The sequence below is a fragment of the Streptomyces sp. SudanB182_2057 genome, assembly GCF_964272715.1.
Lineage (GTDB): Bacteria > Actinomycetota > Actinomycetes > Streptomycetales > Streptomycetaceae > Streptomyces > Streptomyces rubradiris.
Window position 1 is genome coordinate 6,039,063 of record NZ_OZ186798.1, and the last position, 22,262, is coordinate 6,061,324.

A 22,262-nucleotide genomic window follows, 5' to 3' on the forward strand; every position below is an offset into this window, starting at 1 on the left:
CCGCCCTCCTCACCCGTAAGGGAGCCCCGGTCCATGGCCCGTTCGCTCGACGGACTCTTCTTCGCCCCCGTGTCGGACCAGGCCCCGGGGCAGGTGGGCACCCGCACCCGGTTCGCCTACCACGAGCGGGGCGGCACGGTCTGGGCCGAGTACGCGGGCGGTGACGTGGTACGCGGCCATCTGGTCGGCACCCGCGAGGGGGACCGGCTCGACTTCCGGTACGTGCAGCTCAGGACCGACGGGACCACCGCCTCGGGGCACTGCGTGTCCACGGTCGAGGAGCTGGCGGACGGGCGGCTGCGGCTGGCGGAGACCTGGGAGTGGGAGTCCGCGCCGGGCTCCGGCACCAGCGTTGTGGAGCAGGTCACCGAGCACGCCCGCTGACTGACGTTCCGTCATGTGTCTATGGTGATCGCGTGAGCGAGCAGACACCGCACGAAGGCACGGCACAGCGACGGCGCGTGGTCGTCGTCGGCGCGGGCATGGCCGGGGTGCAGACCGCGGTCGCCCTGCGGGAACAGGGCTTCAAGGGCCCGGTGACCGTCATCGGCGCCGAACCGCACCAGCCGTACGACCGGCCGCCGCTGTCGAAGGCGGTGCTGCTGGGCACCGCCGAGGGCTCCGCCTTCGACGTGGACTTCGAGTCCCTCGGCGTCGAACTGCGGCTCGGCTGCGAGGTGCACGGCCTCAGACCCGCCGAGCGCGAGCTGGACACCGAGCACGGCGTGCTGCCCTACGACGTCCTCGTCCTCGCCACCGGCGCCGAACCGGTCACCCTGCCCGGCGCCGAGGGCGTGCCCGGCACGCATCTGCTGCGCACCCTGGACGACGCCGCGCGGCTGCGCCCCGTCCTCGCCCGGCAGCACGACATCGTGGTGGTGGGCGCCGGCTGGATCGGCGCCGAGTTCGCCACCGCCGCCCGCGAGGCCGGCTGCGCGGTCACCGTCGTGGAGGCCGCCGGCCAGCCGCTGGCCGGCGCCCTGCCCGCCGAGGTCGCCGCCCCGATGGCCGCCTGGTACGCCGACGCGGGCATCACCCTGCGCACCCACGCGCGCGTGGACCGCGTCGAGCCCGGCGCGGTGCTGCTCGCCGACGGCACCCGGCTGCCCGCGGGCGCCGTCGTCGTCGGCATCGGCGCCCGCCCCGCCACCGCCTGGCTGGCCGGCTCCGGCGTCGAGCTGGGCGCGCACGGCGAGGTCCTCGCCGACGACCGGCTGCGCACCTCGGTACCGGACGTGTACGCCGTCGGCGACTGCGCGTCCTTCCCCTCGGCCCGCTACGGCGAACGGCTCCTCGTCCACCACTGGGACAACGCCCTCCAGGGCCCGCGCACGGTCGCCGCGGACATCCTCGGCGAGACCCCGGCGGCCTACGACCCGGTGCCCTACTTCTGGTCGGAGCAGTTCGGCCGGTTCGTGCAGTACGCCGGCCACCACGCGGCGGGCGAGCGCATGGTCTGGCGCGGCGACCCGGCGGGCCCCTCCTGGACGGTGTGCTGGCTGTGCGAGGACCGCCTGGTGGCCCTGCTGGCCGTCGGCCGCCCCCGCGACCTGGCCCAGGGCCGCCGCCTGATCGAGGCGGGCCGGACCATGGACGCCGGGGCCCTGGAGGACCCGGCCAGGCCGCTGAAGAACGCCACGGCCGACTGACCGCGCCCCCCTCGCGGCGCCCGGCTCCGGGGCCCGACCAGCCACAACGCACCCGCGGACGGCCGACGACACATCGCGGCGGGACCGGCGGAGCGCCTACCCTGGGTGCTGTGACCGAGATTGACGCAAAGATCGATGCTCTCGTCCCCGAGTGGCTCACCCTTCCCGACATCGCCGAGATGCTCGGCGTCGAGGTGACGCGAGTCCGGCAGCTGGTCAAGGAGGGCCAGCTCATCGCCGTACGCCGGGGGGAGAACAGGGCGCTGCACGTGCCCGCCGCCTTCATCGACGGGGACAAGGTGGTCAAGGGCCTGTCCGGGACCCTGACGCTGCTGCGGGACGACGGCTTCACGGTCGAAGAGATGATCGAGTGGCTCTTCACCCCCGACCCCAGCCTGCCCGGCACCCCCGCGCAGGCCCTGAGCGAGAACCGCGGCACGGAGGTGAAGCGCCGCGCCCAGGCGCTCGCCGTCTGAGCCGACCCGGTACGAGGCTCGCCGTACGAGCCGAGACGCGGTACGGGGCTCGCCGTCCGGGCCGAGTCGCGGTACGGGGCTCGCCGTCCGGGCCGAGTCGCGGTACGAGGTCGCTGTACGAGCGGCCTCGCGGTACGAGAGGGTGTGCGGGCCGTCCGCCCGCACACCCGCCGCCGGGGCCCGCGACCGGACACCACCGCTAGAAACCACCAGGGACACCGACCACGGGGGGACCCACGCATGTCCGACACCGCCCGCGCCGCGCTCGCCGGCGCCCGCCTCTACCTCTGCACGGACGCCCGCAAGCGCCAGGGCGACCTGCCCGAGTTCCTGGACGCCGTGCTGGCCGGCGGCGTCGACATCGTGCAGCTGCGCGACAAGGGCATGGAGGCCGCCGAGGAACTGGAGCACCTGGAGGTCTTCGCCGACGCCTGCGCCCGGCACGGCAAGCTGCTCGCGGTCAACGACCGGGCCGACGTCGCCCACGCCGCCCGTGCCGGCGTGCTGCACCTCGGCCAGGGCGACCTGCCGGTGCCCGCCGCCCGCGCGATCCTCGGCGACGAGGTGCTGATCGGCCGCTCCACGCACGCCGAGGAGGAGGCCGCCGCCGCGGCCGTCCAGGACGGCGTGGACTACTTCTGCACCGGCCCCTGCTGGCCCACCCCCACCAAACCCGGCCGTCACGCCCCCGGCCTCGGCCTGGTCCGCCACACCGCGGGCCTCGGCACCGACCGCCCCTGGTTCGCCATCGGCGGCATCGACCTGGGCAACCTCGACCAGGTGCTGGACGCGGGGGCCCGCCGGGTGGTCGTGGTGCGCGCGATCACCGAGGCGGACGACCCCGGCGCGGCGGCGGCGGAGTTCGCCAAGCGGCTGCGGCAGGTCTAGCCACGACGCGGCCGTTCGGCTCTGGCCACGACGCGGCCGTTCGGCTCTGGCCACGACGCGGCCGTTCGGCCCGCCGGGGCCGGAAACTGTCCAAGGGATGGACAACGGCCCGACAATTCGGGCATATTTCCGAGGCATGGTTGGGGGACCGTCCGCCCCTGGCTAACCTGCCCGTATGGCCCTCGGAACCCCGTCCACCAGGACTGATCGCGCACGCACCGTGCGCGACATGCTCGCCAGCGGCAAGACGACGTACTCGTTCGAGTTCTCCGCGCCGAAGACCCCCAAGGGCGAGCGGAACTTGTGGAGCGCGCTCCGGCGGGTCGAGGCGGTCGCCCCCGACTTCGTCTCCGTGACCTACGGCGCCGGCGGTTCCACCCGCGCGGGCACGGTCAAGGAGACCCAGCAGATCGTCGCCGACACGACGCTGACCCCGGTCGCCCACCTCACCGCGGTCGACCACTCCATCGCCGAGCTGCGCAACATCATCGGCCAGTACGCCGACGCCGGGATCCGCAACATGCTCGCCGTGCGCGGCGACCCGCCCGGCGATCCCATGGGCGAATGGGTGCCGCACCCCCGGGGCCTGACCTACGCCGCCGAACTCGTCCGGCTCATCAAGGAGTCGGGCGACTTCTGCGTGGGCGTCGCGGCCTTCCCCGAGATGCACCCGCGCTCCGCGGACTGGGACACCGACGTCGCGCACTTCGTGGACAAGTGCCGCGCGGGCGCCGACTACGCCATCACACAGATGTTCTTCCAGCCCGAGTCGTATCTGCGGCTGCGCGACCGCGTGGTGGCCGCCGGCTGTGACACCCCGGTGATCCCGGAGATCCTGCCGGTCACGAGCGTGAAGATGCTGGAACGGTTGCCGAAGCTCAGCAACGCCAGTTTCCCGGACGCGCTGAAAGAACGGATCCTGGCGGCGAAGGACGATCCGGCGGCGGTACGCTCCATCGGTATCGAGTTCGCCACGGAGTTCTGCGCCCGGCTGCTGGCCGAGGGAGTGCCCGGACTGCACTTCATCACGCTGAACAACTCCACGGCGACCCTGGAGATCTACGAGAACCTGGGCCTGCACCACCCCCCGCGGGCCTAGACCGGCCGCACCGCGATAGGCCACACTGCGTAGCGGTCACTGGCAGTAGCGGTCATTGGGAGAGGGGCGTACATGGGCTGGGCGGTCCTCTACATCGCGTTCGGCGGCGTCGCGCTGTGGTTGCTGGGCGAAGTGCTGCTGCAATACAAGGCGCGGCTGCGCTGGCGGCTCCTGGCCTTCGCCGGATTCCTCGGCGTCGTGATCGGCGTGCTGTTGCCCTCCGTGATCGTCATCGCGCTGGGCGCGATCGCCTTCGCGGTCGGTCAGACCTACGTCACGCTGTCGTTCCGCCGGGGCTTCGCCTCCGGCTGGGCGGTCCGCCGTCCCGGCCCGCAGGCCGGTGGCGGCGGCAGCAAGCGGCGCCGGGGGCGCGGGGGCCGGAAGGACCCGGCCGCGCAGGACCCCGCCCCCGCAGCCCCGGAATCCGCCCCCGCGTTCCCCGGAACCGGTGCGGAGCCCTACGCCCTCGACCTGGAGGGCTACACGCCCGACCAGGTGAGCTACGGTCCCGCTCAGGCCCCCGGCGACTTCGACGACGACCACGACGACGTCTTCACGCCCGCCGCGGCCCGTCCGGCCGAACCGGCCGCCGCCGAGACCACCGCCGTCCACGCACCCCAGCCCTCCGGGGACACCGGCGGCTACGGCGGCTACGGCGCCCCCGGCTACCCGGCCCCCGACCCGCAGGCCCCCGCCTACGGCTACACCGGCTACGGCACCCAGGACTACGGCTACGACACCGCCGACGGCCGGCAGGGATACGCCAACTACTCGGACCCCTACATCGGCAGCCGGCCCTACGCCGCCTACGACCATGACCCCGCAGGGCAGTACGGACAGCAGCCGGGCCACCCGCAGGACCCGTACGCCCCCGCCGGATACCCCGAGACGCCGCCGGGCGGGGTGTGGGTGCCGCAGCAGCGCACCGACGACAGCCCCGGCGGCGAACTCCCGCCGGAGCAGCCCTACCCGCGGCAGCCGGGCGGGGCCGGCTACGACGAGCAGTACCGCTTCTGAGCCGCCCGGCCCGCGCTCACTGCGAGCCGCGGAACTCCGGGCCCTCCACGATCAGCCCGGCCACCAGCGCGCCCGACATCCCGGCGTGCGGCAGGCCGCCGCCCGGGTGGGACCAGCCGCCGACCCGGTACAGCCCGGGCAGCCGCGTGGTGTTCGCCGGGTGCAGGAAGCGGCCCTGGCCGGCCGCCAGCGCGGGCGCGGGCACGGCCCCCGCCGGGGCGCCCGTCTCCTCCTCGGCGGCGCCCGGCGCCCGCACCTCGTGCCACAGCAGCCGGTCGCGCAGGTCCGGTATCGCCCGCCCGGCGGCCGCCAGGAGCAGGTCCGTGTACCGGGCGACCGTGCGTTCGTCGTCCCAGGCGGCCCGCGCGGGCACCACGGCGGACAGCACCGTCGACTCGTGCCCGTCGTCGGGCCGGAGCGCCGGGTCGTCGGGGCGCAGCACGGTCACCGTCGGCGTGGGCGGCACGTCACCGCCCGGCGAGGCCAGGAAGTCCCACTCCCGCTCCGGGTCCGCCGGATGCACGACCGTGCGGTGCGCGGCACCGGGCTCCGGGGCGCCGCGTAGGGCGAGCAGCACGGTGAACCGGGCGGCCGCCGCGGCTCCCGGGTCGGCCCGCACGTCCTCCTCGCCGTCCAGCGGACGCTCCGTCAGCGCCCGCAGCCGCGCCGGGTGGAGGTCCGCCACGACGTGGTCCGCCGCCACGACCGGGCCCCCGGCCGGCTCCACCCCCGCCGCCCGGCCGTCCTTCTCCACGATCCGGGTGATCTCGGCGCCGAAGACGAACTCCACCCGCCGCTCCAGGCACCGTTCGTACACCGCGCGCGCCAACTCCCGGATGCCGCCGCGCACATACCAGGTGCCGAAGGCGTGCTCCATGTACGGCAGCACCGCCGCGCTCGCCGGGGCGGTCCGGGGGTCCAGGCCGTGGGCGAGCGCGTGGCCGGCCAGCAGGGCCGCCAAGCGCTCGTCCCGCAGCTCCCAGGCGCCGATCTCGGCCGGCGTCGCGGCCCGGCGCGTGCGCAGCAGCCGCTTGTGCGGCACCGCCGGATACGGCTCCTTCTCGGCCAGCACCCGCCAGTTCGGCCACAGCGGCTCTTCCAGCAGCGGCCGGCGGGTACGGTCCCAGGCCTCGCGGGCCCGCACCAGGAAGTCACCCCAGCGCTCGCCCGCCCCCGCGCCCAGCGCCTCGTCCAGGGCCGCCACGACGCCCGCGCGCGTGGCGTTGGGCAGCGACACCTCGCCGCCGTCCGCGAAGACGTGCCGGGACGACGGGTCGACCTGGACCAGCTCGACGCGGTCCTCCAGCGGCGCCTTGCCGGTCTTGACGAACAGATCGCGGTACACCGCGGGCAGCGTGAGCAGTCCCGGGCCCGTGTCGAAGCCGAAGCCGTCCCGCTCGAACCGGCGCACCGCGCCGCCGTACGTCTGAGTACGCTCGTACACCACCACCCGGTGGCCCGCGACGGCCAGCCGGGCGGCAGCCGCCATCGCGCCCATCCCGGCGCCGATCACCGCAATCCGTGCCATGTCCGCGACTTTATCGACCGCCACCGACAATCCGGCCGCCGGGCGGCCCCGGCGCAGGTCAGCGGGGTCGTGAGGCGAGCCGCCGCGCCTCGCGCCGACGGGCCCGGCGGCGCAGGAAGCGCCGGATGCGCGAGAACAGCAGCACCAGCGCCAGCAGCCCGCCGGCCAGCAGGACGCCCGCGACGACCGCCGCCGCCACGGGATGGAACATCGCGAACGCGACCACGCCTCCGACCCCGAGGTCCTCGGCCACGCTCAGCACGATGTTGCTGAACGGCTCGGGCGAGGCGTTGACCGCCATCCGTGTCCCGGCCTTGACGGCATGGCTGGCCAGCGCCGTGGAACCGCCCAGCAGCCCGGCCGCCACGTCCGGCACCGAGCCGCTCTGCCCGGCGAGCAGCGCGCCCACCCAGGCGCCGGCGAGCGGACGGACCACCGTGTGCGCGGAGTCCCACAGCGAGTCCACGTACGGGATCTTGTCGGCGACGGCCTCGCACAGGAACAGCACACCGGCGACGATCAGCACCTCCGGGCGCTGCAAGGTCCCCGGCACGTCGTCGCTGATCCCCGTCACGCCGAACAGGCCGAGCAGCAGCACCACCGCGTAGGCGTTGACACCGCTGGCCCAGCCGCTGGTGAAGACCAGGGGAAGCACGGACACGGAGACGATCGTAGCCAGCCCGCGGGCGAGCGGCCTGGGCACGTGCGCGGAGGACTGAGTACACGTACTCAGACCGCCAGATGAGTACCCGCGCGGATGGGGCACCGGCCGCCGGGACGGGAGAGTGGAGCCACGGCAGGGGGACCGGCCCGCACCGCCGACACGGGGCGGCGGAACGGCGACCGGTCACCGGCCGCTCCTTCCGCCGACCCGTCGGCGGAAGCGAGACGGGGGGCCTCGGGGGACGACCGCCACGGGGGTCCGCACAGGGGGAACCCGTACGGGGGAGTACGGGAGGAAGTACGGGGGATCACGGGGGAAACGGGCAGGCGCCGGACCGGAACGATCGGTCCGGCGCCTGCTCCCGCGTGCCCGCGTGCCCGCACGTCCGCGCACCCGGGGGCGCGGCACCGGGCGGATCCCGTCGCATCGGGGCCGCCTCGGCCCGGCCGTCTCGGAACCGTCTCGGGTCGGCCGTCTCGGAACCGTCTCGGGTCGGCCGTCTCGGGACCGTCTCGGGTCGGCCGTCTCGGGACCGTCTCGGGTCGGCCGTCTCAGATCCGGCCGCTGACCCGTCCCTGGAGCAGCCGGGACAGGGCCGCGTGGACGTCGTCCAGGGAGCGCTCCGGCTGGAAGGACTTCCAGTCGAGCGCGGCCACCAGCACCATGCCGACCAGCGCCGCCGCCGTCAGTTGCACGTCGATCTCGTCGCTGAACTCGCCGGCCGCGACCCCCTCGCGCAGCACCCCCTCCACCACCGCCACGGCCTCCTGCCGCACCACCATCAAGGTGGACTGCCAGGCCCGGTTGGTGCGCCACAGCTCGGCGACGTACAGCTGGGTGAAGGCCGGGTAGCGGTCGATGAAGACCAGGCCCGCGCGGATCATCGCGTCCAGCGCGTCCACCTTGCCGCCCCCGGCGCGTGCCGTGCCCTCGGCCGCCTCCTTCAGGGACGCGGTGAGCAGGCCGACGCCGTGCCGCAGCAGCTCCTCGAAGAGGACGGACTTGCTCGCGAAGTTGTAGTAGACCGTGCCCTTGGCGACCCCGGCCCGCTCGGCGATCTCGTCCACCGTGGTCGCGGAGAAGCCCTGCTCGGCGATGAGCGTGACGGCAGCCTCGTAGAGCTTCTGCCGGGTGGCCTCGCGGCGCGTGCTGCCGCCGGCCCTGGCGCTGGTGCTTTCCATGGCCCCGATTCTCACAGGTGGCCCCGGCCGGGCGGCCCCGGCCCCGACGGCCGCGCCCGTCTCCTCGGCCGCGGTGAAAGCCCAGCTCAGAACGGATTGTCAGTGGCATACCTCACGATGGGCACATACGGCACGTGTGCCGTCACCCAGACGACAGGAGGTTCGTCATGGCCCACTCGTCCGCAGCCGCCGCCCGCCGGCGCCGCGCCACCGGCCCTGCCCCCTCACTGACCGGCCCCGCGAGCGACGTCCACCCCGTGCTCCGCCGGGCCACGGCCCCGCCCGCCGCGCTCGACCTGCTCGCCAAGGCCCGTGCCGGACTGGAGGAGGCCGCGCTCCTTCAGACCCCGAACGAGCGCTACGCCACGGCCCACCTCGCCGCCCTGCGCACCGCCGCCGCCGTGCTCGCCGCCCGCGGCCGGCCCGAGACCTCCGCGCGCCGCCGGGCCCGCATCCGCAGCGCCTGGGAGGTGCTGCCGGAGATCGCCCCGGAGCTGACCGAGTGGAGCGCGCTGTTCGCCTCCGGCGCCGCCCGCCGCGCCCGCGCCGAGGCCGGCATCCGGGGCGCGGCCGGCCGCCGGGACGCCGACGACCTGATACGCGACGTGGGGATGTTCCTGCGCATAGTGGAGCGGATGCTCGCCCTCCAGCCGGTCCTGCCCCAGCCCCGCCGGGACACCGACGCGCCGCAGCCGCCGGACGGCCCGGCACCCGGCGCCCCGCGCCCGCACGGCCCGCTCCCGGACGCGGGCTGACCCTGCCCCGCCACCCCGGCACCGGCCCGCCCGACGGGCACTCCGTAGCCATCCGTCGGCAGCGGACACCTTCCGCCCGTCGGCCACCACGCGCACCGAGGCCGCGGCCCGCGCGCGACGCACGGGGGCGGACGCCGACGTGATGACCTGCCGCGGCACCGGAGGCAATAGGGTGGAGGCGCCTGAAGTCCTTCAGCCCCGCCGAGGAGTCAACTGCCGTGTCGGACCCGTCGCGCCCCCGCGCCTCCCTGCGTACCGCCGTGGTCTGGGACGTCCTGCAGGACGCCCTCGACCGCCGGGTCAAGGCCACGGGCCGGGACTCGCTGGACGTCCTCGACACCGGGGGCGGCAGCGGGAACTTCGCCGTGCCCGTCGCCCGCCTCGGCCACCGCGTCACCGTGGTCGACCCCAGCCCCAACGCCCTGTTCGCCCTGGAGCGCCGCGCCGCCGAGGCCGGCGTCGCCGACCGGGTGCGGGGCGTGCAGGGCGACGCGCACGGCCTGTTCGACGTGGTCGAGCCGGGCGGCTACGACGCCGTCCTGTGCCACGGCGTCCTGGAGTACGTGGACGACCCGGCCGAGGGCGTCCGCAACGCGGTCGCCGCGCTGCGCCCCGAGGGCGTCCTCAGCCTGCTCGCCGCCGGCCTCGGCGGCGCCGTGCTCGCCCGCGCCCTGGCCGGCCACTTCACCGAGGCCCACCAGGCGCTCCAGGACCCGGACGGCCGCTGGGGCAGCGGCGACCCGATGCCCCACCGGTTCACCGCCGAGCAGCTCACCGCGCTGGTCGAGGGCGCCGGCCTGCGGGTCGGCGCGGTGCACGGCGTGCGGGTCTTCGCCGACCTGGTGCCCGGCGTCCTGGTGGACACCGAGCCCGGTGCCGTGGACGCGCTGCTGAGGCTGGAGGCCGCGGCGGCCGAACTGCCCGCCTTCCACTCCGTCGCCACCCAGCTCCACGTACTCGGCGAGACGACCGGTGCCGCCGGGGGCTGAGCGCCATGGGGGCGCCGTGTGCCCTGAGTGCACCATCGGGAACAGGCGCTGATCAGCGCCTCGGCCGCGGATGGAGTACGCCACAGGCCCCCCGAACGAGCGGTTTGCGCCGTATGATCGAGGTACACCGCTCGGCATGACGAGACGGCCGCCGGGGAATGGAAGCCTCAGCGAGCCGGACGGCCATGACGGAATCCGGTTGGCCAATTGGCGTAGAGGGGCGGGTTTCACGGGGGCGATTCCCTGCCTATCCTGAAGGGACCCCCCGGGTCGCCCCGGCGACTGCACGATGAGGAGGACTCCGTGCCGCTCTCGGAGCACGAGCAGCGCATGCTCGAGCAGATGGAGCGAGCGCTGTACGCCGAAGATCCCAAGTTCGCGTCGGCGCTTGAGGGAAACGGGCTGCGGACGTACACCCGCCGACGGGTCTACCAGGCGGTCGCGGGTTTCCTCATCGGTATCGCGCTCCTCATGACCGGAATGGTCATGCAGCTCATCTGGGTCAGCGTGGTGGGCTTCCTCGTCATGCTGGGCTGTGCCGTGCTGGCCGTCACCGGCTGGCGCAAGGCCCCCAAACCGGGCGAGCAGCCACCAGGCGTGGCCCGTCGGCAGGCGCGGCCCAAACGCTCCATGATGGACCGGATCGAGGAGCGCTGGCAGCGCCGCCGGGACGAACAGGGCCGCTGACCCCGAGACACACGTGAGGGGCGGCCACCGGAAGGTGGCCGCCCCTCAGCCGTGCCTGCGTGGGCCGTGCCTGTGGCGCCGCTCAGCCGTTCTGGCGGGACGGGCGGCGCAGGGCCGGCCGGGCCGCCGCGGCCCGGGCCCGCAGCGCCGACCAGCGGGCCGACACCGCCCACCACGCCCGGACCGACGAGCGGGGCAGGAACAGCGCCCGCAGCCGGGTCCCGGCGCTCCCCACGGCCCGCAGGCCCTCGATCGCCTCGCGCACGTCCCGCGCCGTTCCCGCCGCCGGGCGCGGCCGGGGCGCGTACAGCACCTGCTCCACCGCGTCCGCCACCCGGTGCACCGCGGCCCCGGCCGCCGCGTCCAGCCGCCCCAGCCGCACGATCCGGTCGGCGGCCTTGCGCGGGGTCAGCGACTCGTCCGGGGGGACGCCGTGGTCCCAGGCGCTGTCCGTCAGCTCCTGCCACGCGGCCAGGGTGTGCGCCGCCGCACCCTGCGGGGTCCGGTCGTGCCCGCCCAGCCGCAGCGCGCGCGTCCGCCGCCGCCACAGCAGCGGCGCCAACGGCACCACCAGGACCAGCAGCGCGCCCGCCACGATCAACGGCCACACCCACCGGTCCGTGTCGCCGGGGTCGTGGTGCGGGACAGCCGCCGCGGACGGGCTGTCGCAGGACGGGAGCCGGCGCGCCCCCTCGGCGCAGCTCTCGCTCGGCGAGGCCGGGGCCGAGGGCGCCGAGGACGCGCGGTGGGACGGCAGCGTCTCGTCCGGCAGCGAGCTGCCGGGGGTGTCCGAGAAGGTGTACGACGGCGTGGTGCCCCGGGTCGGGGTGGGCTCGAAGCGGGTCCAGCCCACGCCCTCGAAGTACAGTTCCGGCCAGGCGTGCGCGTCCCGCTGGCTCACCGCCACCGTGCCGTCGGTCTGCGGGGTGCCCGGCGCGAAGCCGACCGCGACCCGGGCCGGGATGCCGAGGGTGCGGGCCATCGCCGCCATCGAGAAGGAGAAGTGGACGCAGAAGCCCTGCTTGTCCTCCAGGAAGTTCGCGATGGCGTGCGGACCCCGGCCGGCCTCCACCTGGGTGTCGTACTGGAAGCCCCCCGTGACGGCGAAGTAGTCCTGGAGCTTGACGGCCTCCTCGTAGTGGCTGCTCGCGCCCTCGGTGACCTCCTTGGCGGTGCGGGCCACCACCTTCGGCAGCGAGGACGGCACCTTCGTGTACTGCTCCCACAGGGCGGCCGGCGGTGGCGGCGCCGCGGCCAGCTGCTCCGCGGTCGGCTCCACGTCCAGGCTCGTGACCTCGTAGCGCTCGCCCCGCGTGGTCTGGCCGCGGTCGCCGGCCAAGGTCATCCCGACCGGCTCGTACCGCCACCGGCCGTCGACCCGCACCCGGCTCGGCGGGTAGGGCATCGGCAGCGAGTCCTGGGCGTAGGTGTCCGCCGCGGTGATCGTCGTCCGTATCTCGTCGCGCCGGACGTCCTCGTCCAGACCGGCCGGAGTGGGCAGCGGGTCCGGCACGTCGGCGTAACCGCGCCGGGACGCCTTCCAGGTGGTGCCGTCGAAGTCGTCCAGGGAGACGATCCGCAGATACAGGTCGGAGAGGTCGTTGGTGCTGGTCTTCAGGGACAGCACCGTGCGGTCGTCGTTCGTGTTCAGGTAGTCGTGCAGCGACACCAGCGGGTCGACCGCCGAGACCGTGCCCATGCCGCCCGCCCCCACGCCCTCGCGGGCCCGCTCCAGCAGGCCGCCGGGCAGCGAGGGCAGCGCCAGCGGCAGGACGAGGGCCACGCCGAGCGCTGCCACGCCGATGCGGCGGCCGGTGCCGACCGGCGCCTGGGGCCCCGCCACCGGGGCGCCCGGAATCCGCGGCGCGCCGCCGAAGACCCGGCCCCACTGGGCGACCCGGTCCCGGCCCTCGGCGAGCAGCAGCATCAGGTAACCGGCCGCCGCCACCAGGAACCACAGCCAGTCCGCGCCGCCGTCGGACAGCCCCGCGGCCACCGAGTACAGCGCGAGCAGCGGCAGCCCGGCCGGGGCCGCGCTGCGGAAGGTCACCGCGAGCGTGTCCACCAGCAGCCCGACCAGCAGCACACCGCCGATCAGCATCAGCCTGATGCCGTCGGTGACCGGTGCCGGTATCGCGTACCGGCTGATGTCGTCCGCGCCCTGACCGAGCAGCTCGGCGAGGTACCGGACGGCGTCCGGGCCCGGGATCAGCCCGGCGATCGCGTGCTGCCGGGCGCACACCAGGGTCAGCAGCACCAGGGTGACCAGGAGCTGGGCCGCCAGCGTCAGCGACCGGCCCAGCGGGATCCGCCGGGCCGCCGCGCCCACCCCGGTCTGCACGGCCACCAGCGGCACCAGTTGCAGCAGCCAGGTCGGCTTGGCGACCAGCGGCAGCAGCGCGCAGGAGGCCATCAGTGTGGCCGCCGCCGCGCACAGCGCCAGTCGTGCCCGTCCGCTCATCCCCGGGCCTCCCCGCTCAGCGACGCCAGTCCCGAGCGCTCCCGGTCCGCCTGCCGCCACAGCTCCTCCACCGAGGCGCCGCGCGGCACGCTCAGCGCCGTCCAGCCCGCCTCGCGCAGCAGCCGCAGCCGCTCCTCGTGCCGGTCGCCGGCCCGGGGCACGTCGGTCGCCTCCCGCGTCCACACGTCGGGGTCCAGTACGAAGGCGACGGCGCCGCCGCCGCGCCGGCTCATCCCGGCGACCGTGGTGGCCTGCTCCTCGTCCAGGTCGCCGAGGAAGGCGACCAGCAGCCCCTCGTTCCCGGCGCGCAGCACGTCGTAGGCGCGGGACAGGCCGGGGCCGTCGGAGTAGTCGATCACCGCGAGGGTGTCCAGCAGCAGCCCGGCCGTCTCCGCCGTCTCCTGGCCGGTGCCCCCGAAGCCGTCGCCGCCCTCGCCGGGCACCGTGCTGCCGCCGTCGGTCAGCAGCCGCACCGAGAAGCCGCGCTCCAGCATGTGCGCCAGCACCGAGGCGGCGGCCGAGACGGCCCACTCGAAGGCCGAGTCCGGTCCCGCGCCCTCGTAGGCACCGCCGCGGGTGTCCAGCAGGACGGTGCACCGGGAGCGCCGGGGCTGCTCCTCGCGGCGCACCATCAGCTCGCCGTAGCGCGCGGTGGAGCGCCAGTGCACCCGGCGCAGGTCGTCGCCGTAGCGGTAGCCGCGCGGGATGACGTCGTCGTCGCCCGCGAGGGCCGGCGAGCGCTGCCGGCCCTCGCCGTAGCCCTTGGCCTCGCCGGCGAAGCGGACCGGGGGCAGCGGGGTCACGCGCGGGATGACCGTGAGCATGTCCTGCGTCGCGAAGGAGCGGGTCAGCTCGCACATCCCGAAGGGGTCCGTCAGCCGCAGCTGGAGCGGGCCCAGCGGGTAGCGGCCGCGCAGATCGGAGCGGACCCGGTAGGACACCTCGCGGTGGCCGCCCGGCTCCATCCGGTCCAGCACGAACCGGGGGCGCGGCCCGAGGACGTAGGGCACCCGGTCCTGGAGCATCAGCAGGCCGGTGGGCAGCCGGGAGACGTTGTCCATGCGCAGGTGCACCCGGGCCTCGCCGCCGGCCGGCACCCGCGCGGGGGCGAGCAGGCGGCTCGCGGCCACCCGGTAGCGGGTGCGGTACAGCACGGTGGCGCAGATCAGGGGCAGCACGGCGAGCAGCAGGCCGACCCGCAGCAGATCGCTGTGGCCCAGCACGAACGCGCAGATCGCGGCGGCGATCCCGGCCGCGAGGAAGGAACGGCCGCGGGTGGTCAGACCCGACAGGGCCGTGCGGACCCCGCCCGCCCGCCCGTGTCCGGGCTCGGCCGGTCCGGTCCCCCCGGGGCCCATCACAGACTCCGCGGAGGCTGCTGCGGATAGGCCGGGACGGTCCGGCCCAGAGCACCGGGCCCGCCCGGCCGGCCGGGGGCCGCGGGCACCGGGGTGTGCTGGAGGATCTCCAGCACCACCTGTTCGGCCGTGCGGCGGTTGAGCTGGGCCTGCGCGGTGGGCAGCAGGCGGTGGGCGAGGACGGCGACGGCGAGCGACTGCACGTCGTCCGGCAGCGCGTACTCCCGGCCGGCCAGGGCCGCGGTGGCCTTGGCCGCGCGCAGCAGGTGCAGCGTCGCGCGCGGGGACGCGCCGAGTCTGAGGTCGGGGTGGGTACGGGTGGCGGCGACCAGTTCGACCGCGTACCGCCGGACCGGCTCGGCGACGTGCACGTCGCGCACCGCCTCGACCAGCTTCACGATCTCGTGCGCGTGCGCCACCGGCTGGAGGTCCTCCAGGGGGCTGACCCCGCCGTGCACGTCGAGCATCCGCAGCTCGGCCTCCACGCTCGGATAGCCGACGGAGACGCGGGCCATGAAGCGGTCGCGCTGGGCCTCGGGCAGCGGATAGGTGCCCTCCATCTCCACCGGGTTCTGGGTGGCCACCACCATGAAGGGGCTGGGCAGTTCGTACGTCTGCCCGTCGATGGTGACCTGCCGCTCCTCCATGGACTCCAGCAGCGCGGACTGGGTCTTGGGCGAGGCGCGGTTGATCTCGTCGCCGATCACGATCTGGGCGAAGATGGCGCCCGGCTTGAACTCGAAGTCCCGGCGCTGCTGGTCCCAGATCGACACACCCGTGATGTCCGAGGGCAGCAGGTCGGGAGTGAACTGGATGCGCCGCACCGAGCAGTCGATGGACCGCGCCAGCGCCTTGGCGAGCATCGTCTTGCCCACTCCGGGGACGTCCTCGATCAGCAGATGGCCCTCGGCGAGCAGCACGGTCAGCGCGAGCCGTACGACCTCGGGCTTGCCCTCGATCACGCCCTCCACCGAACCGCGCACCCGTTCCACCGTGGCGGTCACATCAGTGAGGCTCGCTCGATCGTCATAGGTCGTCACCCGGCCCTCCTCGGCCCGTTCTTCGCCGGGCCGACGCTGTCATCGCGCGACCGGCCCACCCCGAAACACGGACACCACGCGGAAAAGGTTCCGCATGGTGCCACCCCCGCATTCTCCCTGCCGTTACCGATTCGTGTCACCGCCTGTGGACAACTGCCCCCGGCCATGCCGCTCATACGACTTGTCCGACCGCGTTGTCGGTGCTGTCGGCGCTCTCGGCGTCGTCGGCACGGAGGACGGGGCACGTCCCGGGGCGGTCGGCCGGTACGTTCCGGGTCAGGCCGGGTCGACCTCGCGCAGCAGACCGGTGCGCACGTCGAAGACGAAGCCGCGGACGTCGTCGGTGTGCTGGAGGAAGGGCGAGGTGCGCACCCGCTGCATGGACTGGCGCACGTCCTGGTCCACGTCCCGGAAGGACTCCACCGCCCAGGCCGGCCGCTGCCCGACCTCCATCTCCAGCTCGGAACGGAAGTCCTCGGTCAGGGACTCCAGGCCGCAGTTGGTGTGGTGGATCAGCACGACGCTGCGGGTGCCGAGCTTGCGCTGGCTGATGGTCAGCGACCGGATCACGTCGTCGGTGACCACACCGCCCGCGTTGCGGATGGTGTGACAGTCGCCGAGTTCCAGGCCGAGGGCCTCGTGCAGGTCGAGCCGCGCGTCCATGCAGGCGACGACGGCGACACGCAGGACGGGGCGGGCGTCCATGCCCGGGTCCTCGAAGGCCTCGGCGTAGCGCCGGTTGGCCGCCAGGAGGCGGTCGGTCACGTTGTCGCCGGGCTCTATGGCGCCTTCGGACCCAGTGTGTGCTGATGCGGAAGTCGTCATACCCCGACGTTACTGGTCACGTGGCGGTCCGGCCCGCTGTGAGAGAGGACGAAGATCGCCCTCGCGGCTTGGTGTGAGCGAATCCACACGGCGGGGGAGATGCCCCGTTCGGGTGGACCGGTGCCGGTCCGGGTGCTCGCGGCGCCGCCGTGCGCGACGCGCAGGCCGGTTGATTGACCCGGGGACGGCGTGGACTAAAGTGACGCGAAAGCGGGAGACGAGTCTCTCCCCGCTGGTGAAACCCCCGGAGACCCCGGCGCCGCCCGGACCCGTCTCCCCGCACGCGCGGCGCGTACGTACGGCTCGGGGGACCGACGGTGCGTACGGCCCGCCGGAACTGAGAGGCCCCCTTGAGCCAGAGTCGACACGTCCCGGTGATGCTCCAGCGGTGCCTGGACCTGCTGGCGCCCGCCCTGGAGCGCCCCGGAGCCGTGGTCGTCGACTGCACCCTCGGCCTCGGCGGGCACAGCGAGGCGCTGCTGACCCGGTTCCCCGACGCACGGCTGATCGGCCTGGACCGGGACAAGGAGGCGCTGCGGCTGTCCGGCGAACGGCTGGCACCCTTCGGCGAGCGCGCCACCCTGGTGCACGCCGTGTACGACGAGCTGCCCGACGTCCTCGCCCGGCTCGGCATCCCCCGCGCGCAGGGCGTGCTGTTCGACCTCGGGGTCTCCTCCATGCAGCTCGACGAGGCCGACCGCGGCTTCGCCTACGCGCAGGACGCGCCGCTGGACATGCGCATGGACCAGACGACCGGCATCAGCGCCGCCGAGGTCCTCAACACCTACCCGGCCGGCGAACTCGTGCGCATCCTGCGCGCGTACGGCGAGGAGAAGCAGGCCAAGCGGATCGTCGCCGCGATCGTGCGGGAGCGGGAGAAGGAGCCGTTCAGCAGCAGCGCGCGGCTCGTGGAACTCATCCGGGACGCCCTGCCGCAGGCCGCCAAGCGGACCGGCGGCAACCCCGCCAAGCGCACCTTCCAGGCGCTGCGGATCGAGGTCAACGGCGAGCTGTCCGTGCTGGAGCGGGCGATCCCGGCGGCCGTGAAGGCCCTGGACGTCGGCGGGCGCATCGCCGTGCTGTCGTACCAGTCGCTCGAAGACCGGCTCGTCAAGCAGGTGTTCGCGGCCGGGGCGGCCTCCACCGCGCCGGCCGGGCTGCCGGTCGTGCCCGAGCGGTACCAGCCGCGGCTCAAGCTGCTCACCCGTGGTGCCGAACTTCCCACCGAGGAGGAGATCGCGGAGAACCGCCGGGCGGCACCGGCCAGGCTGCGGGGCGCCGAGCGCATCAGGGAGGACGTGGAGTGAGCGAGACGGGTCGGAGGGTCTCCTTCGCGCACCGGGGGAGCGGCATCCCCGTACCGGGGGAGCGGTGAGCAGGAAACCCGAGCTGAGGGGGAGGGCCGCGCGGCTGGCCCGGCTCTTCCCGGCCGGCCGCGCGCGGGCGGCCCGCACCCCGTTCGTGCTCCTCGTCGTCCTGCTGCTCGGCGGCGGACTCATCGGGCTGCTGGTGCTGAACTCCGCGCTCAGCGAAGGCTCGTTCGAACTGGCCGACCTGCGGAAGCGGACCAAGACGCTCACCGACGAGGAGCAGGCCCTCCAGCGGGACATCGACGCCTACTCGGCCCCCGACGCCCTCCAGCGGCGCGCCCGCGAACTCGGCATGGTCCCCGGCGGCGACCCGGCCTTCCTCGCCCCCGACGGCACCGTCAAGGGCGTCCCCAGCGCCGCCCCCGGACCGGCGGCCCTCTCCGCCCCGGCAGCCGCCCCCGGCACCACGACGGTCCCGGCCCAGGCCACCGCCCCCGGCACCACGGTCCTCTCCGGCCAGACCGCCCCCGGCGCACCGCTCCCGCCCGGCCCCCCGGCCACCGCCCCGGTCGCCACGACGGCCCCCACCGCCCCGCCGGCCGACCCCGCGGCCCCGGCCGCCGTCCCCCCGTCCGTGTCCACCCCGACCCCCGGCAGGTGACGGAAGTGTCCGACAGGCAAGCGCCGCGTCGTCGTGTGCCCGGGCCCGCCAAGCCGCCGCGGCCCCGGGAGGCCGTCCGGCGGCAGCCCGGGCCCGGGGCGCGGCCGGCGCGCCGGCCCGGCGGGGCCCGGCCCATGCCGCCCGCCCCGCTCCGGCTCGGCAGCCCCCGGCCCCGGCTGCGCCTGGTCGGCCTCGCCCTGACGCTGGTGCTGCTCGTCTTCGTCGTTCGGCTGCTCCAGGTGCAGGCCGTCGACGCGAGCGCCTACGCGGCGCGGGCCGAGCAGAACCGGTACGTGGTGCACACCCTGGCCGCCGAGCGCGGCGAGATCACCGACCGCAACGGCGTCGCCCTCGCCGTCAGCGAGGACGCGTACGACATCACGGCCGACCCGACCATGTTCGGCGTCGAGCAGCTGAAGATCACCGACGGGCCGGAGCGGGCCGCCGCGCTGCTCGCCCCGATCCTCGGCCAGGACCAGTCCGCCCTCGTCAAGAAGCTGCGGCCCGCGAACAAGAACTCCCGCTACACCCGCCTCGCCGCCCGGCAGACCCCGCAGGTCTGGAAGCAGATCAAGGACCTGAAGACCGCGCTCGCCCACAAGTCCGGCACCGACCGCACCACCGTCAACGTGCTGGCCGGCGTCTTCGCGGACCCCAGCAGCCAGCGCGTGTACCCCAACGGCGACCTGGCCGCCGGGATACTGGGCTGGGTCAACGCCGACGGCAAGGGCGGCGGCGGCATCGAGCAGCAGCTCGACAAGCAGCTCACCGGCAAGGACGGCAAGGTCCGCTACGCCCAGGCCGGCGGCCGCGAGGTGCCCACGGTCGGGTCGACGCAGACGCCCGCCGTGCCCGGCGCCGACGTCGAGCTGACCATCGACCGGGACATCCAGTGGGCCGCGCAGAACGCCATCAGCGAGCAGGTGGCGAAGTCCAAGGCGGACCGCGGCTACGTCATCGTCCAGGACACCCGCACCGGCCAGATCCTGGCCATGGCCAACTCGCCCGGCTTCGACCCCAACGACCTGTCGAAGGCCGACGGCGACGCCATGGGCAACGCGGCCCTCCAGGACGCCTACGAGCCCGGCTCCACCGCCAAGGTGATGTCGATGGCGGCCGTGCTGGAGCGGAACGCGGCCACCCCGCTCACCCACGTCGTCGTACCCAACCGGCTGCACCGCGGCGACCGGCTGTTCCAGGACGACATCGACCACCCCACCTGGTACCTCACGCTCAACGGCGTGCTCGCCAAGTCCAGCAACATCGGCACCATCCTGGCCACCGGCGAACTCGCCCGGAGCCAGTCCGAGGCCAACAGGGTCCTCCACTCCTATCTGCGCAAGTTCGGCATCGGCGGCTACACCGGACTCGGCTTCCCCGGCGAGACCCCCGGCATCCTCGCGCCGCCGCAGAAGTGGTCCACCTCGCAGCAGTACACGATCCCTTTCGGCCAGGGCTTCTCCATCAACGCCATGCAGGCCGCCTCCGTGTACTCGACGATCGCCAACGGCGGCGTCCGCGTCGAGCCCACCCTGGTGCGCGGCACCAAGGGCGCCGACGGACGGTTCACCCCGGCGCCGCAGCCCGAGAAGACAAGGGTGGTCAGCGCCAAGACCGCCAAGAGCCTCGCCCGGATGCTGGAGTCCGTGGTCGACGACGAGCAGGGCACCGGCATCAAGGCCCGCATCCCCGGGTACCGGGTGGCGGGCAAGACCGGTACGGCCAACCGAGTGGATCCGGCCACCGGCCGCTATCGCGGCTACACCTCTTCGTTCGCCGGTTTCGCCCCCGCCGACAACCCGAGGATCACCGTCTACTGCGCCATCCAGAACGCCACTTCCGGCAGCTATTTCGGCGGCCAGATCTGCGGTCCCATTTACAAGCAGGTGATGGAGTTCGCCCTGAAGACCCTCCAGGTCCCCCCCACCGGCGCGAAGCCCGCCAGCCTGCCCGTCGAGTACAAGCCCTGATCAGCACCCCCACTGGTCAGCACGGAAACACCAGGAACGAACCCGTGACAACGATCACCCCCGATCCCGGGAACCAAGGGCCCCACGGCCCCTCACTTAGCTCCGGAGCCGGTACGCCCGGTACGCTCACCGCCGTGCCACACGCTGATCAGTCCCAAACCACCCAGAAAGGCGCTCCCGTGACCTGTCCGGGGCCGCCGCGACCGGTCCAGGTCTCCGCCACCCCCCTCGCGGAACTGGCCGATCAGCTGGGTACCGCCGCTCCGGACACCGCCGCCGAGGTCACGGGCATCACCCACGACTCGCGCGCCGTCCGCCCCGGCGACCTGTACGCCGCCCTGCCGGGCGCCCGCCTGCACGGCGCCGACTTCGTCACCCAGGCCGCCGGCCTCGGCGCGGCCGCCGTGCTCACCGACGCCGACGGCGCCGAGCGCGCCGCCGCCACCGGCCTGCCCGTCCTGGTCGTGGCCGACCCGCGCGGCCGGATGGGCGAGCTGGCGGCCCGGATCTACGGCCACCCCGGCCGCGATCTGCTCCAGATCGGCATCACCGGCACCTCCGGCAAGACCACCACCGCCTACCTGGTGGAGGGCGGCCTGCGGACCGCCCGCGCCACCGGGCTGGTCGGCACCGTCGAGACGCGCATCGGCGACGAGCGGATCAAGTCCGAGCGCACCACCCCCGAGGCCACCGACCTCCAGGCCCTGTTCGCCGTCATGCGCGAACGCGGCGTCGAGGCGGTCGCCATGGAGGTCTCCAGCCACGCCCTGGTCCTCGGCCGGGTCGACGGCTGCGTCTTCGACATCGCCGTCTTCACCAACCTCAGCCCGGAACACATGGAGTTCCACTCCGACATGGAGGACTACTTCCGGGCCAAGGCGCAGCTGTTCACCCCCGAGCGCAGCAGGCTCGGCGTGGTCAACGCCGACGACGAGTACGGCCGCCGGCTCGCCAAGGAGGCGACCGTCCCGGTCGTCACCTACTCCGCCGAGGGCCACCCCGACGCCGACTGGCGCGCCGAGGACGTGCAGATCGGCCCGATGGACTCGACGTTCACCGTGCTCGGCCCGGACGGCGAGCGGGTGCACGCCAGGTCGCCGATCGCCGGTCCCTTCAACGTGGCGAACACCCTCGCCGCCATCGTCGCCCTCGCCGCCGCCGGCCTCGACCCGCAGGCCGCCGCCGACGGCATCGCCGCCGTACCGGGTGTGCCGGGCCGCCTGGAGCGCGTCGACGCCGGGCAGCCCTACCTCGCGGTCGTCGACTACGCCCACAAGACGGACGCGGTCGAGTCGGTGCTCAGGGCGCTGCGCAAGGTCACCAAGGGCCGGCTGCACGTCGTCCTCGGCTGCGGCGGCGACCGTGACCGGACCAAGCGCGCCCCGATGGGCGCCGCCGCCGCCCGGCTCGCCGACACGGCGGTACTGACCTCCGACAACCCCCGTTCCGAGGACCCCCTCGCGATCCTCGCGACCATGCTCCAGGGCGCCGCCTCGGTGCCCGCGCACGAGCGCGGCGAGGTGCTCCTCTTCGAGGACCGGGCCGCCGCCGTCGCCGCCGCCGTGGGCCGCGCCCAGGCCGGCGACACGGTGCTGGTCGCGGGCAAGGGTCACGAGCAGGGCCAGGACATCGCCGGCGTGATCCGTCCCTTCGACGACCGCCAGGTGCTTCGCGAAGCTATCCAGAAGACCCAGGGATGAACTT

At 74.5% G+C, this 22,262-nt stretch carries 20 protein-coding genes; 13 read left to right on the forward strand and 7 right to left on the reverse strand.

Annotated elements, in window-relative coordinates; all coding sequences use genetic code 11:
• The first annotated feature begins 33 nt into the window (after positions 1 to 33).
• The 6 genes from ACSURM_RS26765 (at position 34) to ACSURM_RS26790 (ending at position 5,129) form a co-directional block, all read left to right on the forward strand.
• Entirely contained in the window at positions 34 to 384 is a 351-nt protein-coding gene (locus ACSURM_RS26765; protein WP_436958301.1) for a hypothetical protein, read from the forward strand.
• A gap of 32 nt (positions 385 to 416) precedes the next feature.
• Positions 417 to 1,649, forward strand: coding sequence for an NAD(P)/FAD-dependent oxidoreductase (locus tag ACSURM_RS26770; protein WP_436958302.1), 1,233 nt, complete (start codon positions 417 to 419; stop codon positions 1,647 to 1,649).
• Between the two features lie 110 nt (positions 1,650 to 1,759).
• On the forward strand, positions 1,760 to 2,125 hold the full coding sequence (locus tag ACSURM_RS26775; RefSeq protein WP_189996567.1) for an Rv2175c family DNA-binding protein: 366 nt from the start codon (positions 1,760 to 1,762) through the stop codon (positions 2,123 to 2,125).
• A gap of 240 nt (positions 2,126 to 2,365) precedes the next feature.
• On the forward strand, positions 2,366 to 3,013 hold the full coding sequence (gene thiE / locus ACSURM_RS26780) for a thiamine phosphate synthase (protein ID WP_436958303.1): 648 nt from the start codon (positions 2,366 to 2,368) through the stop codon (positions 3,011 to 3,013).
• A gap of 175 nt (positions 3,014 to 3,188) precedes the next feature.
• Positions 3,189 to 4,112, forward strand: coding sequence for a methylenetetrahydrofolate reductase [NAD(P)H] (metF, locus tag ACSURM_RS26785; RefSeq protein ID WP_436958304.1), 924 nt, complete (start codon positions 3,189 to 3,191; stop codon positions 4,110 to 4,112).
• A 72-nt stretch (positions 4,113 to 4,184) separates the two neighbouring features.
• On the forward strand, positions 4,185 to 5,129 hold the full coding sequence (locus ACSURM_RS26790; protein WP_436958305.1) for a hypothetical protein: 945 nt from the start codon (positions 4,185 to 4,187) through the stop codon (positions 5,127 to 5,129).
• Between the two features lie 16 nt (positions 5,130 to 5,145).
• On the opposite strand, the gene ACSURM_RS26795 is transcribed toward ACSURM_RS26790, so the two are convergent.
• From ACSURM_RS26795 to ACSURM_RS26805, 3 genes are all read right to left on the reverse strand, one after another.
• The gene (locus tag ACSURM_RS26795; RefSeq protein ID WP_436958306.1) at positions 5,146 to 6,657 is read right to left on the reverse strand and encodes a phytoene desaturase family protein; all 1,512 of its coding nucleotides are present in this window, start codon (positions 6,655 to 6,657) and stop codon (positions 5,146 to 5,148) included.
• Between the two features lie 58 nt (positions 6,658 to 6,715).
• Entirely contained in the window at positions 6,716 to 7,318 is a 603-nt protein-coding gene (locus ACSURM_RS26800; RefSeq protein WP_436958307.1) for a DUF4126 domain-containing protein, read from the reverse strand.
• A 554-nt stretch (positions 7,319 to 7,872) separates the two neighbouring features.
• Complete coding sequence (locus ACSURM_RS26805; protein ID WP_030605529.1) at positions 7,873 to 8,502, reverse strand: TetR/AcrR family transcriptional regulator; 630 nt, start codon at positions 8,500 to 8,502, stop codon at positions 7,873 to 7,875.
• Between the two features lie 167 nt (positions 8,503 to 8,669).
• Between ACSURM_RS26805 and ACSURM_RS26810 the strand changes: the two genes are divergently transcribed.
• From ACSURM_RS26810 to ACSURM_RS26820, 3 genes are all read left to right on the forward strand, one after another.
• A complete protein-coding gene (locus ACSURM_RS26810; protein WP_436958308.1) occupies positions 8,670 to 9,257 on the forward strand; it encodes an SAV_6107 family HEPN domain-containing protein in 588 nt (195 codons plus the stop codon).
• 218 nt (positions 9,258 to 9,475) lie between these two features.
• Positions 9,476 to 10,246, forward strand: coding sequence for a methyltransferase (locus ACSURM_RS26815; RefSeq protein WP_436958309.1), 771 nt, complete (start codon positions 9,476 to 9,478; stop codon positions 10,244 to 10,246).
• A 303-nt stretch (positions 10,247 to 10,549) separates the two neighbouring features.
• Positions 10,550 to 10,933 (forward strand): DUF3040 domain-containing protein, encoded by a 384-nt coding sequence (locus tag ACSURM_RS26820; protein ID WP_189996576.1) that lies wholly within the window; start codon positions 10,550 to 10,552, stop codon positions 10,931 to 10,933.
• 82 nt (positions 10,934 to 11,015) lie between these two features.
• On the opposite strand, the gene ACSURM_RS26825 is transcribed toward ACSURM_RS26820, so the two are convergent.
• The 4 genes from ACSURM_RS26825 to ACSURM_RS26840 form a co-directional block, all read right to left on the reverse strand.
• Complete coding sequence (locus ACSURM_RS26825; RefSeq protein WP_436958310.1) at positions 11,016 to 13,394, reverse strand: transglutaminase TgpA family protein; 2,379 nt, start codon at positions 13,392 to 13,394, stop codon at positions 11,016 to 11,018.
• The gene (locus tag ACSURM_RS26830) at positions 13,391 to 14,752 is read right to left on the reverse strand and encodes a DUF58 domain-containing protein (RefSeq protein ID WP_436958311.1); all 1,362 of its coding nucleotides are present in this window, start codon (positions 14,750 to 14,752) and stop codon (positions 13,391 to 13,393) included. Before ACSURM_RS26830 ends, ACSURM_RS26825 begins: the two co-directional genes overlap by 4 nt.
• Positions 14,752 to 15,792, reverse strand: a complete 1,041-nt coding sequence (locus ACSURM_RS26835) for an AAA family ATPase (RefSeq protein ID WP_436958312.1) — start codon at positions 15,790 to 15,792, stop codon at positions 14,752 to 14,754. Before ACSURM_RS26835 ends, ACSURM_RS26830 begins: the two co-directional genes overlap by 1 nt.
• Positions 15,793 to 16,068: 276 nt before the next feature.
• Complete coding sequence (locus tag ACSURM_RS26840) at positions 16,069 to 16,617, reverse strand: beta-class carbonic anhydrase (protein ID WP_436958313.1); 549 nt, start codon at positions 16,615 to 16,617, stop codon at positions 16,069 to 16,071.
• 350 nt (positions 16,618 to 16,967) lie between these two features.
• Between ACSURM_RS26840 and rsmH the strand changes: the two genes are divergently transcribed.
• The 4 genes from rsmH (at position 16,968) to ACSURM_RS26860 (ending at position 22,258) form a co-directional block, all read left to right on the forward strand.
• Positions 16,968 to 17,924: a 16S rRNA (cytosine(1402)-N(4))-methyltransferase RsmH gene (gene rsmH, locus ACSURM_RS26845; protein WP_436958314.1), complete on the forward strand. Its 957-nt coding sequence runs from the start codon at positions 16,968 to 16,970 to the stop codon at positions 17,922 to 17,924.
• Between the two features lie 64 nt (positions 17,925 to 17,988).
• Positions 17,989 to 18,588 carry a septum formation initiator family protein gene (locus tag ACSURM_RS26850; RefSeq protein ID WP_436958315.1) on the forward strand — a complete coding sequence of 200 codons (600 nt, stop codon included), beginning with the start codon at positions 17,989 to 17,991 and terminating at the stop codon, positions 18,586 to 18,588.
• A gap of 5 nt (positions 18,589 to 18,593) precedes the next feature.
• On the forward strand, positions 18,594 to 20,558 hold the full coding sequence (locus tag ACSURM_RS26855) for a peptidoglycan D,D-transpeptidase FtsI family protein (protein WP_436958316.1): 1,965 nt from the start codon (positions 18,594 to 18,596) through the stop codon (positions 20,556 to 20,558).
• A 179-nt stretch (positions 20,559 to 20,737) separates the two neighbouring features.
• Positions 20,738 to 22,258 carry a UDP-N-acetylmuramoyl-L-alanyl-D-glutamate--2,6-diaminopimelate ligase gene (locus ACSURM_RS26860; protein ID WP_436958317.1) on the forward strand — a complete coding sequence of 507 codons (1,521 nt, stop codon included), beginning with the start codon at positions 20,738 to 20,740 and terminating at the stop codon, positions 22,256 to 22,258.
• Positions 22,259 to 22,262 lie beyond the last annotated feature (4 nt).